The organism is Dactylosporangium aurantiacum (assembly GCF_000716715.1).
GTDB lineage: Bacteria > Actinomycetota > Actinomycetes > Mycobacteriales > Micromonosporaceae > Dactylosporangium > Dactylosporangium aurantiacum.
This window is the reverse complement of record NZ_JNYJ01000027.1, coordinates 46567-66436: the sequence shown is the minus strand read 5'-3', so window position 1 is coordinate 66436 and position 19870 is coordinate 46567. Positions and strand designations below refer to the sequence as shown.

Annotated in this window: 14 protein-coding genes and 1 tRNA gene; 11 read left to right on the top strand and 4 right to left on the bottom strand. The window is 74.6% G+C overall.

What is annotated here, in order from left to right:
* Nucleotides 1-104: 104 nt before the first annotated feature.
* From OP18_RS28400 to OP18_RS28360, 9 genes are read left to right on the top strand one after another with little or no spacing between them, the layout of a single operon-like run.
* The gene (locus OP18_RS28400) at nt 105-2207 is read left to right on the top strand and encodes an Agd3-related carbohydrate deacetylase (RefSeq protein ID WP_156089855.1); all 2103 of its coding nucleotides are present in this window, start codon (nt 105-107) and stop codon (nt 2205-2207) included.
* Nucleotides 2208-2218: 11 nt separating this feature from the next.
* Nucleotides 2219-3850 (top strand): GT4 family glycosyltransferase PelF, encoded by a 1632-nt coding sequence (gene pelF, locus OP18_RS28395; RefSeq protein ID WP_245635549.1) that lies wholly within the window; start codon nt 2219-2221, stop codon nt 3848-3850.
* Entirely contained in the window at nt 3847-5376 is a 1530-nt protein-coding gene (locus OP18_RS28390) for a hypothetical protein (RefSeq protein WP_033362123.1), read from the top strand. The genes pelF and OP18_RS28390 overlap by 4 nt, the downstream gene beginning before the upstream one ends.
* A 31-nt stretch (nt 5377-5407) precedes the next feature.
* The gene (locus tag OP18_RS60920) at nt 5408-6136 is read left to right on the top strand and encodes a nucleotidyltransferase family protein (RefSeq protein WP_033362122.1); all 729 of its coding nucleotides are present in this window, start codon (nt 5408-5410) and stop codon (nt 6134-6136) included.
* Nucleotides 6133-7077 (top strand): NAD-dependent epimerase/dehydratase family protein, encoded by a 945-nt coding sequence (locus OP18_RS60915; RefSeq protein ID WP_245635548.1) that lies wholly within the window; start codon nt 6133-6135, stop codon nt 7075-7077. The genes OP18_RS60920 and OP18_RS60915 overlap by 4 nt, the downstream gene beginning before the upstream one ends.
* Nucleotides 7074-7994, top strand: a complete 921-nt coding sequence (locus OP18_RS28375) for a glycoside hydrolase family 191 protein (RefSeq protein WP_081971209.1) — start codon at nt 7074-7076, stop codon at nt 7992-7994. Before OP18_RS60915 ends, OP18_RS28375 begins: the two co-directional genes overlap by 4 nt.
* 31 nt (nt 7995-8025) lie before the next feature.
* Entirely contained in the window at nt 8026-9330 is a 1305-nt protein-coding gene (locus tag OP18_RS28370; RefSeq protein WP_033362120.1) for a nucleotide sugar dehydrogenase, read from the top strand.
* Nucleotides 9327-10292 (top strand): NAD-dependent epimerase/dehydratase family protein, encoded by a 966-nt coding sequence (locus OP18_RS28365; protein WP_033362119.1) that lies wholly within the window; start codon nt 9327-9329, stop codon nt 10290-10292. The genes OP18_RS28370 and OP18_RS28365 overlap by 4 nt, the downstream gene beginning before the upstream one ends.
* On the top strand, nt 10289-10984 hold the full coding sequence (locus tag OP18_RS28360) for a hypothetical protein (RefSeq protein WP_033362167.1): 696 nt from the start codon (nt 10289-10291) through the stop codon (nt 10982-10984). Before OP18_RS28365 ends, OP18_RS28360 begins: the two co-directional genes overlap by 4 nt.
* Before the next feature lie 12 nt (nt 10985-10996).
* Here OP18_RS28360 and OP18_RS28355 read toward each other — a convergent pair whose 3' ends face one another.
* Complete coding sequence (locus tag OP18_RS28355; RefSeq protein ID WP_033362118.1) at nt 10997-11812, bottom strand: alpha/beta fold hydrolase; 816 nt, start codon at nt 11810-11812, stop codon at nt 10997-10999.
* Nucleotides 11813-11870: 58 nt separating this feature from the next.
* On the opposite strand from OP18_RS28355, the gene OP18_RS28350 reads away from it, so the two are divergent.
* Complete coding sequence (locus OP18_RS28350) at nt 11871-12311, top strand: MarR family transcriptional regulator (RefSeq protein ID WP_033362117.1); 441 nt, start codon at nt 11871-11873, stop codon at nt 12309-12311.
* A gap of 40 nt (nt 12312-12351) precedes the next feature.
* On the opposite strand, the gene OP18_RS61975 is transcribed toward OP18_RS28350, so the two are convergent.
* The 3 genes from OP18_RS61975 to OP18_RS28335 form a co-directional block, all read right to left on the bottom strand.
* Complete coding sequence (locus OP18_RS61975; protein ID WP_052387486.1) at nt 12352-14943, bottom strand: ATP-binding protein; 2592 nt, start codon at nt 14941-14943, stop codon at nt 12352-12354.
* Nucleotides 14944-15582: 639 nt separating this feature from the next.
* A complete protein-coding gene (locus OP18_RS28340; RefSeq protein WP_043787977.1) occupies nt 15583-18351 on the bottom strand; it encodes a DUF6493 family protein in 2769 nt (922 codons plus the stop codon).
* Complete coding sequence (locus tag OP18_RS28335; protein ID WP_033362116.1) at nt 18348-19700, bottom strand: DprA-like winged helix domain-containing protein; 1353 nt, start codon at nt 19698-19700, stop codon at nt 18348-18350. Before OP18_RS28335 ends, OP18_RS28340 begins: the two co-directional genes overlap by 4 nt.
* Before the next feature lie 68 nt (nt 19701-19768).
* Here OP18_RS28335 and OP18_RS28330 point away from each other — a divergent pair.
* Nucleotides 19769-19841: transfer RNA gene (locus tag OP18_RS28330), tRNA-Arg, on the top strand.
* Nucleotides 19842-19870 lie beyond the last annotated feature (29 nt).

Below are 19870 nucleotides of genomic sequence, written 5' to 3'. Positions count from 1 at the left end.
CGCATTTCGAGCCGACCGGAGTTTTCATGATCACGGCACGAACGCCAGGCACCCGGTTGTTGCTCCGGGTGTCCGCCGCTGCCGCCCTGTGCGCCACCCTCGTCATGAGCGGGGCACACCAGGCCGCCGCCCTGCAACCGGGGCGCCAGCAGGCGCCCCACGACGGCGGGCACACCCTCGTCCTCGGCGAGCCCGCGCCGCGCAAGGTCACCGATCCCGGCGCACCCCTGCCGACGACGAAGGGCGCGGTGCCCCTGCAACGCGACCTGACCCTGCGCACCGACACGCAGAAGTCCACCACCGGGCAGTCGGCCGGCCCGTCCACGCTCGCCGCGCCGGCGAACGGCAAGGTCGGCCTCCGCGCGCTCGTCGTCGGCGTCGACGGCGCCGACTGGGGCGTCGACACCTGGACCTCGATGCTGAACCGGACCGGCGCCGCGTATGACGTCCTGCTCAGCAAGGACCAGTCCCTGACCGCCGCGTCCCTGGTCCGGCCCGACGGCACCGGGCGGTACAACGCGGTCCTGCTGACCAGCAGCATGCTGATGTACGCCAGCGACGGCGGGTACGTCAGCGGCCTCGACGCCGACGAGTGGAACCTGCTGTGGGCCTACGAGCGGGACTACGCCGTCCGCCAGGTGAGCCTCTACACCAGCTCCGGCGCCTGGCCGGAGAGCTACTGCCTGTCCCCGTCCAGCGAGGGCACCGTCGGCGACACCGCGCTGCCGGCGTCCCTGACGGCGACCGGCGCCGGCGTCTTCGACTACCTCAAGTCGACGGCCCGGGTGCCGATCATGCAGTCGTACGTGTACCGCACCCGCATCGCCAGCGGCTGCGCCGCCGACCCGATCCTCGTCAACGGCGGCGACGTGCTCGCCGTGCGCACCACGTCCACGGACGGCCGCGAGCGGATGGCGCTCACGTTCACCTCCAACCAGTACCTCCTGCAGGCGAGCCTGCTGACGTACGGCCTGTTGCGGTGGGCGAGCCGCGGGCTGTTCCTCGGCGAGCAGCGGCACTTCATCAACGTGGACGTCGACGACTGGTTCAACACCGCCGACCACTACTTCCCCGACGGGCACGTCGAGTCCGACCCGGGCTTCCAGATGTCGGGCCACGACGCGTACAACACCGACCAGCGCCTCACCGCACTGCGCGGCGCCTACCCGCTCGCGTCGAACTTCACGTTCAACCTGGCGTACAACGGCAATGACGCGGACCTGACCTCGGGCGCGCGGTGCAGCCCGAACGGCGGCGTCGCCACGCTCACCGCGACCACCCGGTGCCTGTCCAAGAAGTTCCGGTGGATCAACCACACGTTCACCCACCTGGAGCTGAACACCACCGACTACGCCACGAGCGCGAACGAGATCTCCGCCAACCGCAGGGTCGCCACCCGGCTGGGGCTGGCGCAGCCCGACGCGGTCCTCAAGACCGGCGAGTACTCGGGGCTCGGCGTGTACAACCCGAACCCGGACGACGACGTGAACCCGCCGACGGACTACGGGCTCGCCGCGTCCAACCAGCAGTTCCTCGACGCGGCCCGGGATCTGGGCGTGCGGTACGTGCACGGCAACATGTCCTTCGCCAGCCACGTGCCCGACTGCTTCAACTGCGGCAAGGTCCACCCGCTGTCGCCCGGGATCACGATCGTCCCCGACTGGCCGACGAACATCGCGTACCACACGACGACACCGGCGGAGCAGATCGCGTTCTACAACTCGTACTACGGGCCCGGCGGACGCTTCCCGTACTGGCCCACGAACCTCACCTACGCCCAGATGCTCGACTACGAGACCGACGTCGCGTTGAGCCACCTCACCACCGGGTCGTTGTACTCGCACACGTTCCACATCGCGAACCTGCGTGACTACGGCGCCGGCAGGACCCTGGCCACCGACTGGCTGGAGCAGGTCCTCGCCAAGTACAGCGGCTATTACTCGGTGCCGGTCCTCAACCCGGACTGGACGGCGCTGAGCGCCTACGCGACGCACCGCATCGCGCACTTCGCACAGGTCCGCGGCAACGTCGACGCGGTGTACGACCCGGCGGCCCGCACGGTCACCGTGACGTCACCGCTGGCGGGCGCGCTCACCGTGAGCGGCGTGACGGCGGCGGGGGCGAGCACGTACGGCACCGAGGTCTCCTCGAAGCTCACGCTGTCCGCCGGCACCGCGGTGACCGTCCCGGCGAGTCCGCGGTCGTGAAGGTGGCCCTGGTGTCCGAGGGCACCTATCCGTTCGCGCACGGCGGGGTCAGCGTGTGGTGCGACCAGCTGCTGCGCGGCATGCCCGAGTACCGGTGGGAGGTGGTGGCGCTCACCGTCGACGGCAGTGAGCGCTCCCGCTGGGAACGCCCGGCCAATCTCGACCGGGTGGTCTCGATCCCGCTGTGGTGTGCCGGCGGCGCTCGCCGCCGGCCCGCCCGGGGGCGCCCCACCACGGTGTTCCACGCCGCGTACGACGCGTTCCTCACCGCGCTGATCACGCCGCCGGACCCGAGCCCGGACCGGGCGACGGTCCAGCGCAGCCGGTTCCTGCTCGCGCTGCGCGGCCTGTACGAGTTCGCGGCGGACGGCGGCGACCTGGCCGCGGCGATCGGCTCGAACGCCGCGCTCGGCGCGATGCAGGACCGGTGGCGCGACGTCGGGGTCGCGCTGGGCGCCGACCACCCGGCGCTGGCCGGCCGGCCGATGCGGCTCACGCTGGCCGACGCGGCGCAGGCGGCCAGGCTGATCGGGCACATGCTGCGCCCGCTCACCGTGCCGCCGACCCGCGCCGACGTGGTGCACTGCGCGATGAACGGCCTGTCGGCGCTCGTCGGGATGACGGCGAAGTGGACGCACGACACGCCGTTGCTGATCTCCGAGCACGGGGTGTACCTGCGCGAGCGGTACCTGGAGCAGCTGCACGGCGACCTGCCGCACCCGGTCACGGTGCTGCTGCTGGGGTTCCACCGCAGCGTCGCCGGCGCCGCGTACCACCTCGCCGACGCGCTCGCGCCGCACTCGGCGTACAACCGCCGCTGGCAGTTGCGCAACGGGGCGGACCCGGACCGCATGTGGACGATGTACAACGGCGTCGCGCCGGAGCTGTTCCCCAGCGCGAAGACCGAGCCGGACGAGCCGACGGTCGTCTTCGTCGGACGGGTTGACCCGCTGAAGGACCTGCACACGCTGATCCGGGCCTTCGCCGTGGTCCGGGACCGGGTGCCCGGCGCCCGGCTGCGCATCTACGGCTCGGCCACCGACCTGCGGTACCGCGACAGCTGCCTCGCCCTCGTCGAGCGGCTGGGGCTGACCGGCGCCGCACGTCTGGAGGGCAACGCGCCCGACCTGGTCGAGGCGTACCACAGCGGCAGCATCGTCGCGCTCACCAGCATCTCCGAGGGCTTCCCGTACACGGTCATCGAGGCGATGGCCTGCGGCCGGACCATGGTGTGCACCAACGTCGGCGGGGTGTCCGAGGCGGTGGGCGACGCCGGGTTCGTGGTCCCGCCGCGGGACGTCGACGCCGTCGCCGACGCGTGCGTGACCCTGCTGCGCGACCCCGAGCTGCGGCACCGGATGGCCGCCGAGGCACGGCAGCGGGTCCTGGACCGGTTCACCCTGACCCAGTCGCTGGCCGCCTACCGTGGCCTGTACGAGCGGCTGGTGGCGCCGCGCCTGGAGCGCGGCCCGACCGGTGCGGCGCGGCGGACCGCCGTCGGGCGGGTCGCCGCCGCCGACCTGTGCGGCCCCGCGTCCGCCCTGGACCCGGCGTCCCGGACGGAAGCGGTCCGTCGCGGCGGCGCGCAGCGGACCCGGGGGCTGTGGGACGTCCATGACACCACCGCCAGGATCCGCCGGTGAGCGGCGCGGCGGCGGCCGGCGGCCGGCTCACGTCGATGGCGGTCATGGCCCGCGGGCTGGCGACCGACGACACGATCGAGATGCCGATCACCGGGCTGGAACCGATGCTCGTACAGCCGGAGCCCAGCACGGACCCGGTCGACGGCCTCGTCGCCGAGATCCGTGCCCGCAGCGGCGGCCGGTTCGTCGACGGCCTGCAGGTGGCCGCGATGCTGGAGGCGCAGGGCGTCACCGACCGCGCCGCACGGGTGCAGTTCGGTTACCAGGACGTGTTCGAGCTGGCCCACGAGGTGCGGGTGCGCCTGGCCGGCCTCCTCCATCGCCCGCCCCGGCGGACGGCCCGGCACCGGGAGTTCGGCCAGGTACTGCGGGAGCTGTGCCACGGCGCGCTGTACCTGCTGCCGGTCGTGCTGTTCCCGGCCGTCGCCGCGGTCACGCAGCCGCGCCCGCCGGTGCTCGCCATCGTCGCGGCCGGGCTGCTGGGCTGGGTGTGGGCCGGGGGCATCACCTGGCTCGCGTACCAACACGTCAACGCCGGCGACGAGCGCGCCGCGGGCCGCTTCCTGGCGCGGTCGGCGCTCACCGGCGTCGGGGTGGCGGCACTGCTCGGTGCGCTCATCGCCGTCACGGACGGCGGCGGTGCGGCGGTGGCGTTCCTGGTGCCGGCCGTGACGGCCTACCAGCTGGCCAGCACCCTGCTGCTGTACCTGCGCGACGAGATCTGGCTGGTGGCGCTCATGTCGCCGGCCGTGGTCGCCGGGGCCGTGTTCGCCCTGGGCGAGCGGCGGATGCCGGCGGTCACGCTCGGGACCGCCGTGGTCTGCGTCGCGGTGACCTTCGCCGTCGCCGTCAGGCGGGCACTGCTGGTGCCGGGGACGCCGGCGGGGCGGGGCATGCGGGCTGTGATGCGCGGCCGCTGGGTCACCTTCACGCTGGTGGTCGCCCACACCGCGCTGCTGGCGGCACTGATCCTGCAGGGGCAGGTGCCGCACCTGGCGGGTGACTTCGACGTGCTCGTCGCGGCGCTGCCGCTGGTCGTGTCGATGGGGTTCGTGGAGTGGCGGGCCCGCCGGTTCGGCGAGCGGACGCGGGACCTGCTGCACGACCCGTGGGGTCCGCGGCGCTTCCGGCGGCGGATCTGGCTGATGCTGGCCGCGGACGTCGGCGCCTGCTGCCTCGTCGCGGCCGTGGCCGCGGTGGCGCTGCTCGCCGCGCTGCGGCACGCCGACTCGCTCACCCCGGCGGCCGCCGCGATGGCCGCCGCACAGGTGGCCCTCACCGGCGCCTGTTTCCTGATCTTCGTCCTGGCGGGGCACGGCGGCTACGGACGGCTGTGCGTCGTGCTGGCCGTCGCGCTCGGGGCGCACCTCGCCGCGCGCCCGTTCCTCGCCACCGCGGTGGCATGGCCGGCACCGCCGGCCGCGCTCACCGACACCCTGGCCACTCTCGGCAGCGCCGTGCTGCTGCTCGGGCTGCTGTCCGTGGCCCTGTCCCCGTCACTCGGGCGGGTCCGGCAGTACCGGTGACATCGAATATCCCAACGGAGGCACGCAACACATGCACGCGGTCATCCTGGCCGGTGGTAAGGGCGTCCGGTTACGCCCGTACACCACCGCACTTCCCAAGCCGTTGATGCCGATCGGCGAGCGGCACGCCATCCTCGACATCGTCCTGGAGCAGCTGGCGTCGCGCGGCTTCACCAGCGTCATGCTGGCGATCAACCACCTCGGCACGCTGATCCGGGCGTTCGTCGGCGACGGCTCCCGATGGGGCCTCGAGGTCGAGTACGTCGAGGAGACCACGCCGTTGTCGACGGTCGGTCCGCTGTTCACCGTCAAGGACGACCTGCCCGAGCAGTTCCTGGTCATGAACGGCGACCTGCTCACCGACATCGACCACGCCGACCTGCTGGCCGCGCACGCGGTGTCCGGCGCGACGCTCACGATCGCGACCGTCGCCCAGACGATCCACACCGAGTTCGGCGTGCTCGACGTCGAGGCCGGGCGGGTCGTCGGCTTCACCGAGAAGCCGACCTACCGGCACCGGGTCTCGATGGGCGTCTACGGCATGTCCCGCAAGGCGCTCGAGCCGTACCCGGCCGGCCTGCCGCTCGGCTTCGACCGCCTGGTGCAGGACCTGCTGCGGCAGGGCGAGTTCCCGAGCAGCTACGACTTCGACGGCGTCTGGCTCGACATCGGCCGGCCGGACGACTACGACGAGGCCAACCGCAGGTTCGGCGAGCTCGAACCGATCCTGCTCCCGACGCGCGGCAAGGTGATGGCATGAGCGGGCCGGAGCGCAGCGGACGTGAGGGCATGAACCGGCTCCGGGTCCTGTTGTTCGGGGCCAACGGGTTCGTCGGTGGGCAGGCCCGCACGACGCTCGCCGCCGACCCGCGGATCGCGTCGGTCACCTGCCCGCCCCGCAGCCGGCACGACCTCGTCGCCGGCGACCTCGAATCCCTGACCGGCCTGGTGCGGGAGGTTCGGCCCGACGTGGTCGTCAACTGCACCGGCCGGCTCACCGGCACGGGGCACGACCTCGTGGAGAGCAACACGCTGGTGACCGCCCGGCTCATCGAGGCCGTCGCCGCCGCGGCGCCGGGCGCACGGCTGGTCCGGCTCGGCTCGGCGTCGGAGTACGGCATCGTCGCCCCCGGCGCCAGCGTCGCTGAGGACCACCCGTGCGAGCCGGTCAGCGAGTACGGCACGACGCACCTCGCCGCGACGCGCCTGCTGGAGCTGGCCAGCCGGGACGGCCGGGTCGACGGGGTGACCCTGCGGGTCTTCAACCCGATCGGCGCTGGGCTGCACGCCGACAACCTGCTCGGCCGGGCCGCCAGGCTCATCCACGACGCGCTGGTCCACGGGGAGGACGAGGTGACGCTCGGTCCGCTCGCCGCGTACCGGGACTTCGTCGACGTCCGGGACGTGGCGGCCGCGGTGCTGGCCGCCGTGACCGCGCCGGAGCCGGGCGCCGGCGTCGTCAACGTCGCCAGCGGCCGGGCGGTGACGGCCCGTGAGGCGGTCCACCGGCTCGCCGAGGCCGCCGGCTACCCGGGTGCGATCCTCGAGCGCGGCACCGGCCCGGCCCGCTCGACCGGGGTGGACTGGATCCGCGCGGACGTCGGTCGGGCCCGGGCAGTGCTCGGTTGGGCGCCGACGTTCGAGCTCCCGGAGTCGGTGAAGGCCGTCTGGACCGGGCTCGATGCCACCGTCGGCCGGTGAGCGCGCCGGGCCGGTGCCGGCGCCCGACCGCGTTCGCCACCGCGCTGCTGCTCGCCGCGTCGGCGCTCACCGGGTGCCCGCGGGACACCAGCAGCTCGGCCGCGCCGGCCACCGGCGGCTGGGTGTACCAGTTGCAGGGCTACGAGGACGACGGCCTGGCGGCGATCGCCCGGGCGCCGCAGCGGATCGCGGTGATCGACCTGGCCCGGGACGCGCGGTCCGACCTGTTCCGCCCGGCCGAGATCAGCATGGTCCGCGACTCCGGCAAGCGCGTGCTGGCGTACTTCGAGATCGGCAGCATCGAGCAGTACCGGCCGGAGTACGACCCGTTGCGCGCGGACGCCGGCGACCTGGTGCTCAACCGGTGGGACGACTGGCCCGAGGAGCACTTCGTGCGCTACTGGGACGAGCGGTGGTGGGAGCGGGTCGTGCGGCCCCGCGTCGACCGGGCGCTCGAGGCCGGGTTCGACGGCGTCTACCTCGACACCCCGTTGGCGTACGAGGAGCTGGACCTGCGCCTCGTCCCCGGCTGGACCCGTGACCGGCTGGCCCGCGCGATGGTCGACCTGATCGTGCGGGTCAGCCGGTACGCCCGGGAGCGACGGCCCGGGTTCTGGATCGTCCCGCAGAACTCGCCGGAGCTGCGCCACTACCCCGGCTACGTCGACGCGGTCGACGGCATCGGCGTGGAGGAGCTGTTCTTCCTCGCCACCGACCGGCCCTGCACCGAGGACTACTGCGCCGAGAACCTCGCCGACGTCCGGGCGCTGCGCGACGCCGGCAAGGTCGTGCTCGCCGTCGACTACGCCGGCACGGCCGACCACGTCCGCGCCGCCTGCCTCCGGTACCGCGCCGAACGCTTCCTCGGCACCGTGACCACCCGCGAACTCGACCGGATCGCCGCACCGTGCGGCTGACCGGGCACCATCATCGAAAGGAACCAGGAACATGACACCCACGATCGGCGTGATCGGGATGGGCTACGTCGGCCTGACCCTGACCGCCGCCCTCGCCCGCAAGGGGTTCGTCGTCCACGGCGTGGACCTCCAGCCCGCCGTCATCGACTCGCTCAACCGCGGCCGGCCGCACATCTACGAACCGGGCGTGGCCGAGGTGTTCACCGAGCACGCCGGACGGACGGTGTTCGTCGACACCGCACTGCCCCGCGACACGATCGACGCCGCGGTGATCTGCGTGTCCACGCCGGTCGACGAGCACACCCGCCGCCCCAACCTGACGAACCTCGCCGCCGCGGCGCGCCAGGTCGCCGACTCGTGCGGACCCGACACGCTGGTCGTGGTGCGCAGCACCGTGCCGGTCGGGGCCAGCCGGCGGGTGGTGCTGCCGCCGCTGCTGGAGACGTGGGGGCGGGCCCGGCTGGTGATGGCGCCCGAGCGCACGATCCAGGGCCAGGCGCTGCGGGAGCTCGTCGAGCTGCCGCAGGTCGTCGGCGGGCTCGACGGGGCGAGTCTCGCGGCGGGCATGGACCTGTTCGGCGGGCTCGCCACGCAGCTCGTCCCGGTCTCCAGCCTGGAGGCCGCGGAGCTGGTGAAGCTGTCCAACAACTGCCACACCGACCTCATCTACGCCTACGGCAACGAGATCGCGTTGATCGCCGAGCAGCACGGGCTCGACCCGCTGGAGGTCATCGGCGCGGCCAACCTCGACTATCCCCGGCCCGACCTCGCCAAACCCGGTTACGTCGGTGGCGGGTGCCTGTCGAAGGATCCGTACATCCTGCTCAGTGGCAGCGGCGAACGGCCGCCGTTCCTGGTGGAGCCGGTGCGCAGGCTCAACGAGTTCCTGCCGGTGCACGTGGCCCGGCAGGTCGTCGACCTCATCCGGCACGAGCGCGGGTCGACCCAGGGCGCGCGGCTGGCGGTGCTCGGCTGGGCGTACAAGGGCTGGCCACCCACCGACGACATGCGCGGCACGCCGATCGTGTCGATGATGCCGGTGTTCTCCGAGGCCGGTCTGACCGTGCTCGGCCACGACCCGATGGTGCCCGACAGTGTGGTGCGCCAGTACGGCGGCGAACCGACCAGCATCGACAAGGCCTTCAGCGACAGCGACGCCGTCCTCGTCGTCAACGACCACCCCGACTACCGCGCGATCCAGATGGGCGCGGTGCTCGGTGCGAGGCGGCCCGCGATCGTCTTCGACTCGTGGCGCATCCTGGACGAGGACGCGCTGACCGCGGCGGGCGTGCGCTACGCCGGCATCGGCTACCTCGGTCAGGGAGCGGCCGGATGAAGGCGCTGCTGCTCGGCGGTGCGGGCTTCATCGGCCTGCACCTGGCCCGCCGGCTGGCCGGGGACGGCCACGAGGTCTGCATCGTGGACGACTTCTCCCGGGGCCGCGACGACGTGGAGCTGGCCGAGCTGTCCCGCAGCCCGCTGGTCGACGTCCGCCCCGGCGACCTCACCGACCCGGCCACCTGGCAGCGGCTGCCGCACGGCTGGGACCAGGTCTACCTGCTGGCCGCCGTGGTCGGTGTCCGCAACGTGGAGGCGGACCCGGCCAGGGTGGTGCGGGTCAACACCTTCAGCGCGCTGCACCTGCTCGACTGGCTGCTGCCGGGTGACCGGGTGTTCTTCGCCTCGACCAGCGAGGTCTACGCCGGCTCGGTGGACGCCGGGATCGCCCCGGTGCCGACCGGCGAGACCACCCCGGTGACGGTCGGGGACGTCACCGCCCCCCGCTACGCGTACGCCGTGAGCAAACTGCTCGGCGAGGCCGCCTTCATCCACGGCGCCAGGGCGAAGGGGTTCGACGCCGTCGTCGGCAGGTTCCACAACGTGTACGGCCCGCGGATGGGCACCGACCACGCGATCCCGGAGATGGCGCTGCGGGCGCTGCGCGGCGAGTCCCCGTTCAGCGTCCCGGGCGCCGACCAGACCCGGGCGTTCTGCTACGTCGACGACGCGGTCGAGGCGATCCTGCGGCTGATGGCCTGCCCGGACGCGGCGGGGCGGATCGTGCACATCGGCGACGACACCGCCGAGACCAACATCGCGGACCTCGCCAAGCTGGTCCTGCGGGTCACCGGCGCCGACGCGGCCCTGGAGCCGGTCGAGGGTGCCCCGGGATCGGTCACCCGGCGCTGCCCCGACCTGGGGCTGCTGCGCGCCCTGACCGGCTACCGCCCGTCCGTCGACCTGGAGGAGGGCGTGCGGCGCACCGTCGAGTGGTACCGAGGGTGGGCGGCCCGGTGAACGCCAAGGCCCCGATCGTCTTCTACTACGGCACCGGGCGCCTCGCGAGCCTGCGCCGGTACCGGCGGGCGATCCTGCAGCCGGAGTTCTACGGCCCGCAGGAGCTGGCGCTGCTGCGGGCCGACGGCACCGAGCCGCTCGCCTACCTGTCGCTGTCGGAGGACCAGGGCCCGCCGGCCCCCTGGCAGCGGCCGCAACGCAACCCCGACTGGGGCGGCGCGTTCGTCCACGTCGGCCATCCGGGCTGGTTCGACCACGTCCTGGGGCAGGCCCGCGCCGCGATCGACGGCGGGTTCACCGGCCTGTTCCTCGACACGCTCAACGTCGAGCTGACGTTCCCGGAGGACCTGCCCGACCTGCTGCGTCTCGTGGCCGCGGTCCGGTCGGTGGCCGGCTCCGGCTACGTGCTGGCCAACCGGGGCTTCGGCATGCTGCCGGACCTCGCCGAGCACGTCGACGGGATTCTGTTCGAGTCCTTCTCCGCGCGCTGGACCGACGACGGGTACGGCCCCTGGCCGCCGGAGATCCTGGAAGGCCACGCGAGGGTCGCCGAGGACCTGCCGCGCTACGACCTGGAGCTGTTCGCGCTCGACTACGCCGACACGCCTGGACTGGCCGACTTCGCCCGCCGCCGGGCCGCCCTGTTCGGCATGCACTGCGTGGTGAGCGACCGGGCACTGTCCCTGGTGTGAGGGCTCGCGGTGTTACGCGGTGGCCAGCCGCCGGACCGCGTCGGCGAACGCGCCCGGGTGGGTCAGGTTGCCGTTGTGCCCGCCCGGGAACCGGTGCGCCGGGACGCCGAGGTGGGCGGCGAGCGCCTGCGCGGCCAGGAAGTCGAAGCCGTCGGGCGGGCTGGTCCGCCCGACGGCCGGCAGGATGCGGGCGCCGCCGGGGACGTCGGCGAGGGTGAGCGGGTCGGCCAGCACCGCGGCCAGGTCGTTGGTGAGGAAGTACTCGAAGTTGGCCGCCCGCTGCGCGGTGAACGGGAACGCGGTGATCCCCGGCTCGGTCTCCTGCCCGCGTGGGTCGATGCCCAGCACGGCGGCGACCCGGGCGGCCGCGGCCCGCCAGCCGTCGCGCCGGTGCACCGCGCGCACCGACTCCAGCCGCGCGCGGGCGTCGGCCTCCTCCGCCGGCGGGAGGAACCGCAGCGCGATCGGCTCGTGCGCGATCAGGGTGCCGACGGTGCCCGGGTGCGCCGCCAGCAGGTGCAGCCCGATCGCCGCACCGAGGCTGAGCCCGAGCATGACGGCCGGCTCGCCGGTGACCTGCCGCAGGACCGCCGCCGCGTCGTCGGCGTGCTGCCGGACCGTCACCGGTGCGGCCGGGTCGTCGGGGCGGCTGCGGGACAGGCCGCGCCGGTCGTACGTCACGACCGTGAACCGGTCCACCAGCCGGCCGACCAGGTCGACGCTCCGGCCGGCGTCGCCTTCGCCGCTCTGCGCGACGAGCAGCACGGGACCACGCCCCGCGACCTCGTAATGGATGCGGGCACCGTCGACACTCACCAGGTTCTCCATGTGACCGGATGCTAATGCATCATTTCTGATGCATCAAGAGTGATGTATCGTGGCACACATGGGCCCCGTGGAACTGATCCTGCTCGGCAGGACCCTGATGAAGCTCGGCGAGCAGGCCCTCCCGGCCACCCCCGCCGGCGGCGAACGCACGGTCGTGATCGTCATGAGCGACGTGTACGAGCACCCCGGCACCACCGTCGGCGAGATCGCGGACCGGACGGGCCTGCCGCAGAGCGCGGTCTCCGGCGCCGTGGCCCGCCTGCGCGAGGCCGGCTCGGTGCTCGCCGACCCAGATCCGGCGGACCGGCGCCGCCAGCTGCTGCGCCGCAACCCGTCCCCGACCGCCCGCCAGCGCGAGGTCGCGGCCGTCGACATCGGCCCGGCCGTCGCCACGGCTCTCGGCGAGCCCTCGCGGCTGCCGGAGGTCCTCGCCGCGCTGGAGGTGCTGGGCCGCCACCTCACACCACAGGCAGCGAGCCGTCCCCGCAGCCGCCGGTAGCGGGGGTGCCATGGAGGTTCGTCTCGGCACGGCCGTCGTGTCACTCCTGGGCAGCGTCCTCCTGCGTGGTCCTCGTCAGGCGGGCCCGGAGCTCACCGGCCTCGGGCATGCCGAGCTCCGCGTACAGGGACACGGCGTGCTCGTGGTGCACCCCCGCGCGGGCCAGGTCGTGCAGGGCCTCGTGGGCGTCGCCGAGCCCGCGGTGGGCGCGCGCCTGCTGGTCCCGGGCGTCAGCGACGATCGCGGCGGCCAGGGCGGCCACGTGGTGCGACAGCGCCCCGGCCGGGTCGCCGAGCGCCCGCGCGGCCTCGCCAAGCCCGTTGCGCGCCCACGCCTCGCCGATGCGGTCCTGCCCGTCGACGAACACCGCGAGGGCCCGCCGGTGCCGCTCCGCCGCCAGCTCGTGGTGCCCCAGCCGGTGCTCGACGATGCCGAGGTCCGTCAGCGCGCTCGCCTCCCCCAGCCGGTTGCCGAGCCGCTGGTACAGCAGCAGCGCCCGCCGCAGGTGCTCGCCGGCCGGACCGTAGTCGCCGGCGCGCTCCTCGACGAGACCGAGATTGTTCAGGGCGCGCGCCTCGCCCGGCACGTCACCGGCCTGCTGGAACAGCCGCACCGCCCGTTCGAAGCAGGCCACGGCCGGCGCGAGCCGGCTGAGGCTGCCGGCCACCAGCCCCAGCCCCGTGACGGCCCGGGCCTCACCGGCGACGTCGCCGAGGTCCGCATACCGCCGCACCGCCCGCTCGAGGTGCCCGGTGGCGTCGTCGGTCCGCCCGAGCCGCAGCAGCGCGACGCCGAGCGCGGTGCCGGCCGCGGCCTCTCCCGCCGGGTCCCCGAGGACGCGGGCCGCCTCGAGGGCGTGCCCGTGCACGGCGACCGCGTCCGCGGGCTGCCCACCGGTGAGATACCGGGTCAGGACCGCCGACAGCCGCACGGCGTGCGCCGGCCAGCCCTCGGTGGCGGTCTGCGCGACGATCGCGAGCAGCGCCGCCCGTGCACCGTCGAGCCACGCCCGCGCCGCCGCCCGGTCGACCGGCACCGGCGGCACCACGACAGCCGAAGGCACCGTGGTCGCAGCCACCGCCGCGGCAGCGACCGGCGTCGGTGTCGCCGGGTGGATGGCTGGGCCGTTGGGGAACAACACATCCGTCGCGGCGCTCGCGGCCGCCAGGTAGAAGTCGAACATCCGCGTCCGCGCGTCGGCCGCCTCCCGCCCGGTCCGGTCCGCGAGCCGGGCCTGGTCCGCGAGCCGGGCCTGGTCCGCCCGCCCCACCTCGTCCGCCCGCCCCACCTCGTCCGCCCGCCCCACCTCGTCCGCCCGCCCCGCCTCGTCCGCTTGCTCGGCGGTGTGGGCCCGCTCGGCGGCGTACGCACGCAGCAGGTCGTGCATGCCGTAACGGCCCGGGGCGGTGCGGTGCACGAGGTGGGCGCGGGCCAGGACGGCCAGGGTCGCCCGGGTCTCGGGGAGGGTGGCGCCGGTGAGGCCGGCGGCGGCGTACGCGTCGAAGTCCGGACCCGGGTGCAGACCGAGCAGCCGGAACGCCCGGGCGGCGGCCGCCGGCAGGTGCCGCACCGACCATGACAGCACCGCCGACACCGAGGCCCGCGGGTCGTCGCCGGCGGCGAGCAGCGCCAGCCGGCCGCGCTGGTCGTGCAGCTCGGCGACCAGGTCGGCGAGGGTGGTGTCGGACCGGGAGACCGCGAGCTCGGCGGCGACCCGCAGCGCCAGCGGCAGCCGCGCGCACTGCTCGGCGAGGGTGGCGGCGGCCACCGGCTCGGACCTGGCCCGCACCCCGACCAGCCGCCGCAGCAGCGCACCGGCGTCACCGGCCGGCAGCAGGTCGACCTCGACCCGCCGCGCACCGTCGACGGCGACCAGCCCGGGCAGCGTGTCGCGGCTGGTCACCAGCACCGCGCACGACGCCGTGCCGGGCAGCAGCGCCCGGACCTGCTCGACCGACGACGCGTTGTCCAGCAGCAGCAGGACCCGCCGGTCGGCGACCTCGGTGCGGAACCGGGCGGCCCGGTCGTCCACGTCCACGGGCACGTCCTGCGCCGCCACCCCGAGCGCGGTCAGGAACCGGGCCAGGGCATCGGCGGCGGGCATCGGCTGGGCCGGGTCATAGCCGCGGAGGTTCACATACAGCTGGCCACCGGGGAACCGGTCCCGCACGTGATGGGCCCACCGCACCGCGAGGGCGGTCTTGCCGACCCCGGCCGGCCCCGTGATGACCGCCACGAACACCGCGGTCGGCTGGTCGGCGGCCTCGGCGGCCATCGCGTCGAGGGCCGCCAGCTCCGCCGCCCGCCCGGTGAACGTCGACACGTCCGGCGGCAACTGCGCCGGCACCCGCCCCGCCGGCACCGGCGGACCGGCCACGGTGCCGGCGCCGACACCGGCCGCGCACCGGTGGAAGTCGTCCGCGTCGGCGCCGGTGAGCCCGAACACCTCCGCGAGCAGCCGCACCGTCGGCGGCCGCGGCACCGCGATCCGCCCGCCCTCCAGCTTCACGATGCTGCGCACGCTCAGCCCGGCCTTCGTCGCCAGCTCCTCCTGCGTGAGGCCCAGCCGCCGCCGGTGGGCACGCACCAGCGCACCGAACGCCCCGGAGCCGCTGTCCTCTTGCATCGCCATCCCTGACCTTCACGTGCTGATGCGGGCCACCGTACGCCTTCGGTATGACAAGTTCCGACAAAGTTCCGGCCAACGTCCTGGAGCCACGCCCGGGCGTCCGCCACGATGGACGGAGCAAGGCCGGCACCGGAGACACGAGGGCACCGGTGCCGGCACACGCGGCAGCCAGCCAAAACAGCAGGCAGCCGCAGAGGCAGGACCAGCCAGGCAGGACCAGCCACAGGCAGGCCAGCCGGGCACGCAGAGGCAGCCAGCCAGGCGCACACGCCGCCGCAGCAGCCGGCCGGACAGCCCGCGACAGCCCTCCACGCGACAGCCCTCCACGCGACAGCCCTCCACGCGACAGCCCTCCACGCGACGGCCCCGCACGACGGCCCCACGCGACATGGGCCGTGCGACATGGGCCCATGTCGGACGCCAACGCGACACGGCCTATGTGATACGGGCCCACCGCGACGAGCAGCTCGTAGAGGCCGACCGGCCCGATGTCGGTCATGTGTGACCCGGGCCCACCGCGACGAGCAGCTCGTAGAGGCCGACCGGCCCGATGTCGGTCATGTCGAGGCGCGTGAGTCCCTCGCGACACGCCCCCGCTCGGCAAGCCGGAGGCGGCCGGAGGCAGCAGCCGGCAAGCCGGAGTCAGCCGGTCAGCGTCCTCCGCAGGCGCCGCGCCTCGACGACCAGCCTCGTCGAACCGGAGCGGGCGGCCAGGTCGGCGAGTCCCGGCACCTCACCCCGGGAACCCGAAGCCGCCGCCGCGGTCGACGCGACCGTCAGCAGGTCCGGCAGGCCACGCGGCGTCGCATGCACCGCACGTCCCTTCCCACCGGGCGAACGGCCGTCGCCACCACCCTGCGTGCCCCCAGCCCGCGCGGCCGACGACGCGGACGACGCGGCCAACGAGACGGAAGACGACGCGGACGACGAGGCGGACGAAGACGCGGCCGGCGTGGGTGTCACCGCCGGGACCGGGGCGCGGCCCGTGTGCTCCGCGGGCAGCAGCCCGCCCAAGGCACCCGCCGCGACCTGCCACGTCATCCCCGGGGCGATCCGCGCCGCCTCCTCCAGCTGCGTCACGGCCCGCCCCAGGACGATGAGCTTGGTCGAGGTCAGGCGGGCGAGCTGGCTGCCGAGCGTCGCGCCGGCGAAACTCGGCAGGCCGCCGACGGCGAGGAGCGCGTCGAGGGCCGCGATGCGTTCGTCCGGCTGGGTGGCGGCGAGGCCGTAGGCGATGGCGGTCAGGGTCGCCGTGCCGACCGGGCCGTCCAGCTCGGCGAGCAGCGGCAGGAGCCGGGCGTCGCCGCGCCCGCTGGACAGGTCGGTCGCCGAGGCGATGATCGGCAGCAGGCAGGCGGCGACGATCTCGCGCTGCGCCGGCAGCACCGACGGCCACACCGCGGCCCAGCTGTGCGAGCCGAGGTCGGCGTTGACGACGGGCGGCGGGGTGAGCTCGGTCAGCCGATACGGATCCAGAGCCGACGGATCGGGCCGCGCGGCGGCGTAGAAGCGGGACTCGGGCAGCCAGTCGAGGTAGCGGCCGCGCTCGGCGCGCTGGCGGTGGACCCGGACCACGTCGACGGCCGGCCGGCCGGTCCCGCCGGCCTCCAGCCACTCCACCAGCGCCGAGCCGGCGTCGGAGCGCAGGGTGCGGGCCTGCCGCAGCACGTCGGGGTCGACGTCGGCGGGCAGCCGGTAGAGCGCCTGGCGCAGGTCCCGCTGCCACGGCCGCCAGCCTTCCCGCTCGGCGCGGGCCAGCCGCTCGACCAGGGCGGCCGGGTCGAGCAGGCCGTTGACCCGGGTGGGGGTCGCCACGAGCGTGGGCACCGGCTCGGTGCGCAGCCGGACCACGACCTCGGCGAGCCGGAGCATGAGGACGCCGTGCAGCTTCGCATACGGGTTGCCGACCCGCACGTCCGCCGGCGCGCCCCGCAGGATCCTGGTCGCCTCGGCGAGCTCATACGGCAGGCCGGCGGCCTGGTTGAGCGCGGCGGTGAACAGGGCCCCGGCCTCCCGGTGCGCGTCGCTGACCCACCAGCGGATGCCGAGCCGGTCGCCGACGCGCGGCATGACCGGGGCGAGCGCGGCCCGCAGCCCGTCGGGGTCGGTGATGTGCAGGCGCACCAGCGCCGCCAGGACCCGCTCGAACGGGACCGTCTGCCATGGGGTCTGGTCGAGCGCGGCGACCTCCTCGGCCAGCTCGTCGGGGGTGGCGATCGGCTCGGGCAGCTCGGCGGCCGGGAGCGGCCCCGGCAACAGGTCCGGCTGCGGCTCGGTGACCTGCGCGGCCACCGGCACGGCGACGGCCGGCGCGTGTTTGGCGACGAACGCCGCGGCCCGGTCGCGCAGCTGCACGTCGGGGTGGTCGGTGGCGACGGCGACCGTCTCGGCGACCTCGGCGGCGCGGTCCGGGTGCCGCTTCGCGAGCCTCTCCAGCCAGATCAGCTGCGCCTTGACGAGGCCCTTCTCGCTGCGGCCGAGGACCGTGCGGGACGCGTCGAGCACCGGCTCCAGCTCCACGGTGCCGGCCTCGTCGGCGGTGCGCAGCACCTTCTGCGCCATCGTCGCCACCGAACCGGCCGCGTCGGTGAGCAGCTTGAGATAGATCGTCGCGCGGTCGGCGACCTCGGCGCCGGTCGGGGCGAGGACGTCGTGGAATCGGGTGAAGCCGTGCAGCACCGACTTGGGGCGGGTGCCGAGCAGGGCGTCGAGGCACCGGTCGAGGGCCCAGGCCCGCTCGACGCGGCCCTCCGCGACGAGCGCGGCGACGGCGAGCAGGATCGCGGGGCTGGTCGTCCATTGCCGGGTCACCGGGTCGTGGGCGCCGACGGACGCGGCGACGTCGTCGCGCTCGAACGCCAGCGGCAGCAGCGTGTCGGTGAACGGGCTGGCCCGCAGCTCGTCCAGCACGGTCCGGTCGTGCCGGCGGACCCGCAGGGCCAGCAGCCAGCCGTCGACGAACCGCTCGCCGGTCGGGACCGGCGCGCCGGCGGCGAGCAGCAGGTCGGCGGTGAGCCGCCACGAGCCGAACGTGGCATCGCGGGGCAGCCGGTCGGCGAGCCGGGTGCCCAGCTCACCGAGCCACGGCACGGCACGGTCGGCGGCGGCGCGCAGCACCGGCGGGGTGAGCACCGCCGACCAGGGGAAGCCGTGCCGGGCGATGACGGTGACGGCCTTGGCGGCCGTCGACGCGCACCCGACGGCGGCGACCGCATAGGCGGTGGCCTCCTGCTCGTTGAACCAGTCGCCGGAGCGGGGCAGCGCGACGAGCTGTCTGCCCAGCTCGACGCGCTGCGGCTCGTCGAGGTCGCGCAGCGCGTCGACGATGGCGGCGAACTTGCCCCGCCGCAGCAAGCTGTGCAGCGCGGGCCAGTCGATCGGGCCGGACCGGCGCCGGCCGAAGAGGCTCACCGGGCCACCGCCGGGGCGGCGGCGCGGGCGAGCTCTGTGGCGAGGGCGTGCTTGCAGGGGCCGCGGCCGCCGCGATACTTCGCCCACCACGGACACGTGCAGTGCAGCGCGTCGCCGGTGTCGCGGACCCGGTAGACCTCTTCGCCGCTGCGCACGGTCGCGCCGGTCGCGTCGAGGCTGACCGCGCCGGTCTCCACGAGTGCCCGGGCGCCGACGAGGCGTGGGTTGTGCCGCTCGGCGCGCTGCGCGTCATACGGCAGCACCCGGTGGAAATAGGCGGCCTCGGACACGTCGAACCCGACCTGACCGGCGGTGCCGAGCTGGGTCAGCGCCGCCCTGACCCGCGCCGCGGGCATCGCGGCCTGCTCGGCGAGCGCGTCGACGTCGACGGTCGGGTCCCAGGCGAGCAGGGTGCTGATCACCTCGGCGTCGTCGGTGACGTCATCGCCGGCGAGGGCGGCGAGGACCGCGCCCTCGCCGGAGAACCCACGGCTCGGCTGCGGCGACAGGGTGAGCGACAGGCGCAGCTCGCCGGTGTCCAGCTCCCACGTGCTCGACACGGGCCCGCTGCCGGCGGTGACCGGCGGCCCGTAGACCCGCAGGCTCCTGGCATGGCGCAGCACCGGTTTCAGCGCGGCGAGGCGGCCGGGGCCGGGCAGGCAGACAGCGCCGGGCGCGGGCCGCGAGGTCAGGCGGAGCGACCGGCCGGCGGGGACCGCCCACAGCACGGAGCGGTCGCCGCCGGCGGGCAGCCGGCGCAAGAACGTGGTCGCGTCGGCGGCGGACAGCTCCGCGCGCGGGTCGAAGCCGGACGCGATGACCTGCACCTCGGCGAAGCCGCGCAGCCAGCGGGCCGGCAGCGGCACCTTCTTCTCCACCACCGCACCGTCCATCGTGGACACGGTGAGGTCCTCGGGGCCGACGGACACGTGCAGCGGGTCGGCCCCGGCGAGGCGCTGCAGCGCCTGGCGCAGCGGCGCGTTGACGTCGACGTTGGTCGTGCCGTGGTCGACGATGTCGCCGTCGAGCCCGGCGGGCAGCACGTCGAGGCGGGCATAGACGCCGCAGCAGCCGGAGAAGGACTCGAACCGCAGCCGGTCACGGCTGCCGGTGACGACCGGGTCCAGGCTGGCCGGGCTCAGCGGCTGGAAATAGCGGGTGCGGGCCACCTCGGCGACCGCGAGCAGCCCGGCCGCCGCCGCGGCGGGTGTGGTCAGGAACCCGGTGAAGAACCGCGGGTTGGCGGTGGCGGCCCGCTGCGCCACGCCCCCGGCGGTCTGCAGCTGCAGGCCGCCGTCGTGGAGTGCCGACGGGGCGAGATAGCTCAGCGACTGCACGGCGTTCGTCATGCCGCAGAAGGTAGTCGGCGGGTACGACATTTTTCCGCCGGCGGTGCATGGCCTACGCTCTGCCGCGGTAGGTCGTAGTGCAGAGGTCGTCACGCCACCTTGCGAAGATGGAAGACGCCGGTTCGAATCCGGCCGGCCTACCACCCCACATCGGAGGTGGTCACCGTCTT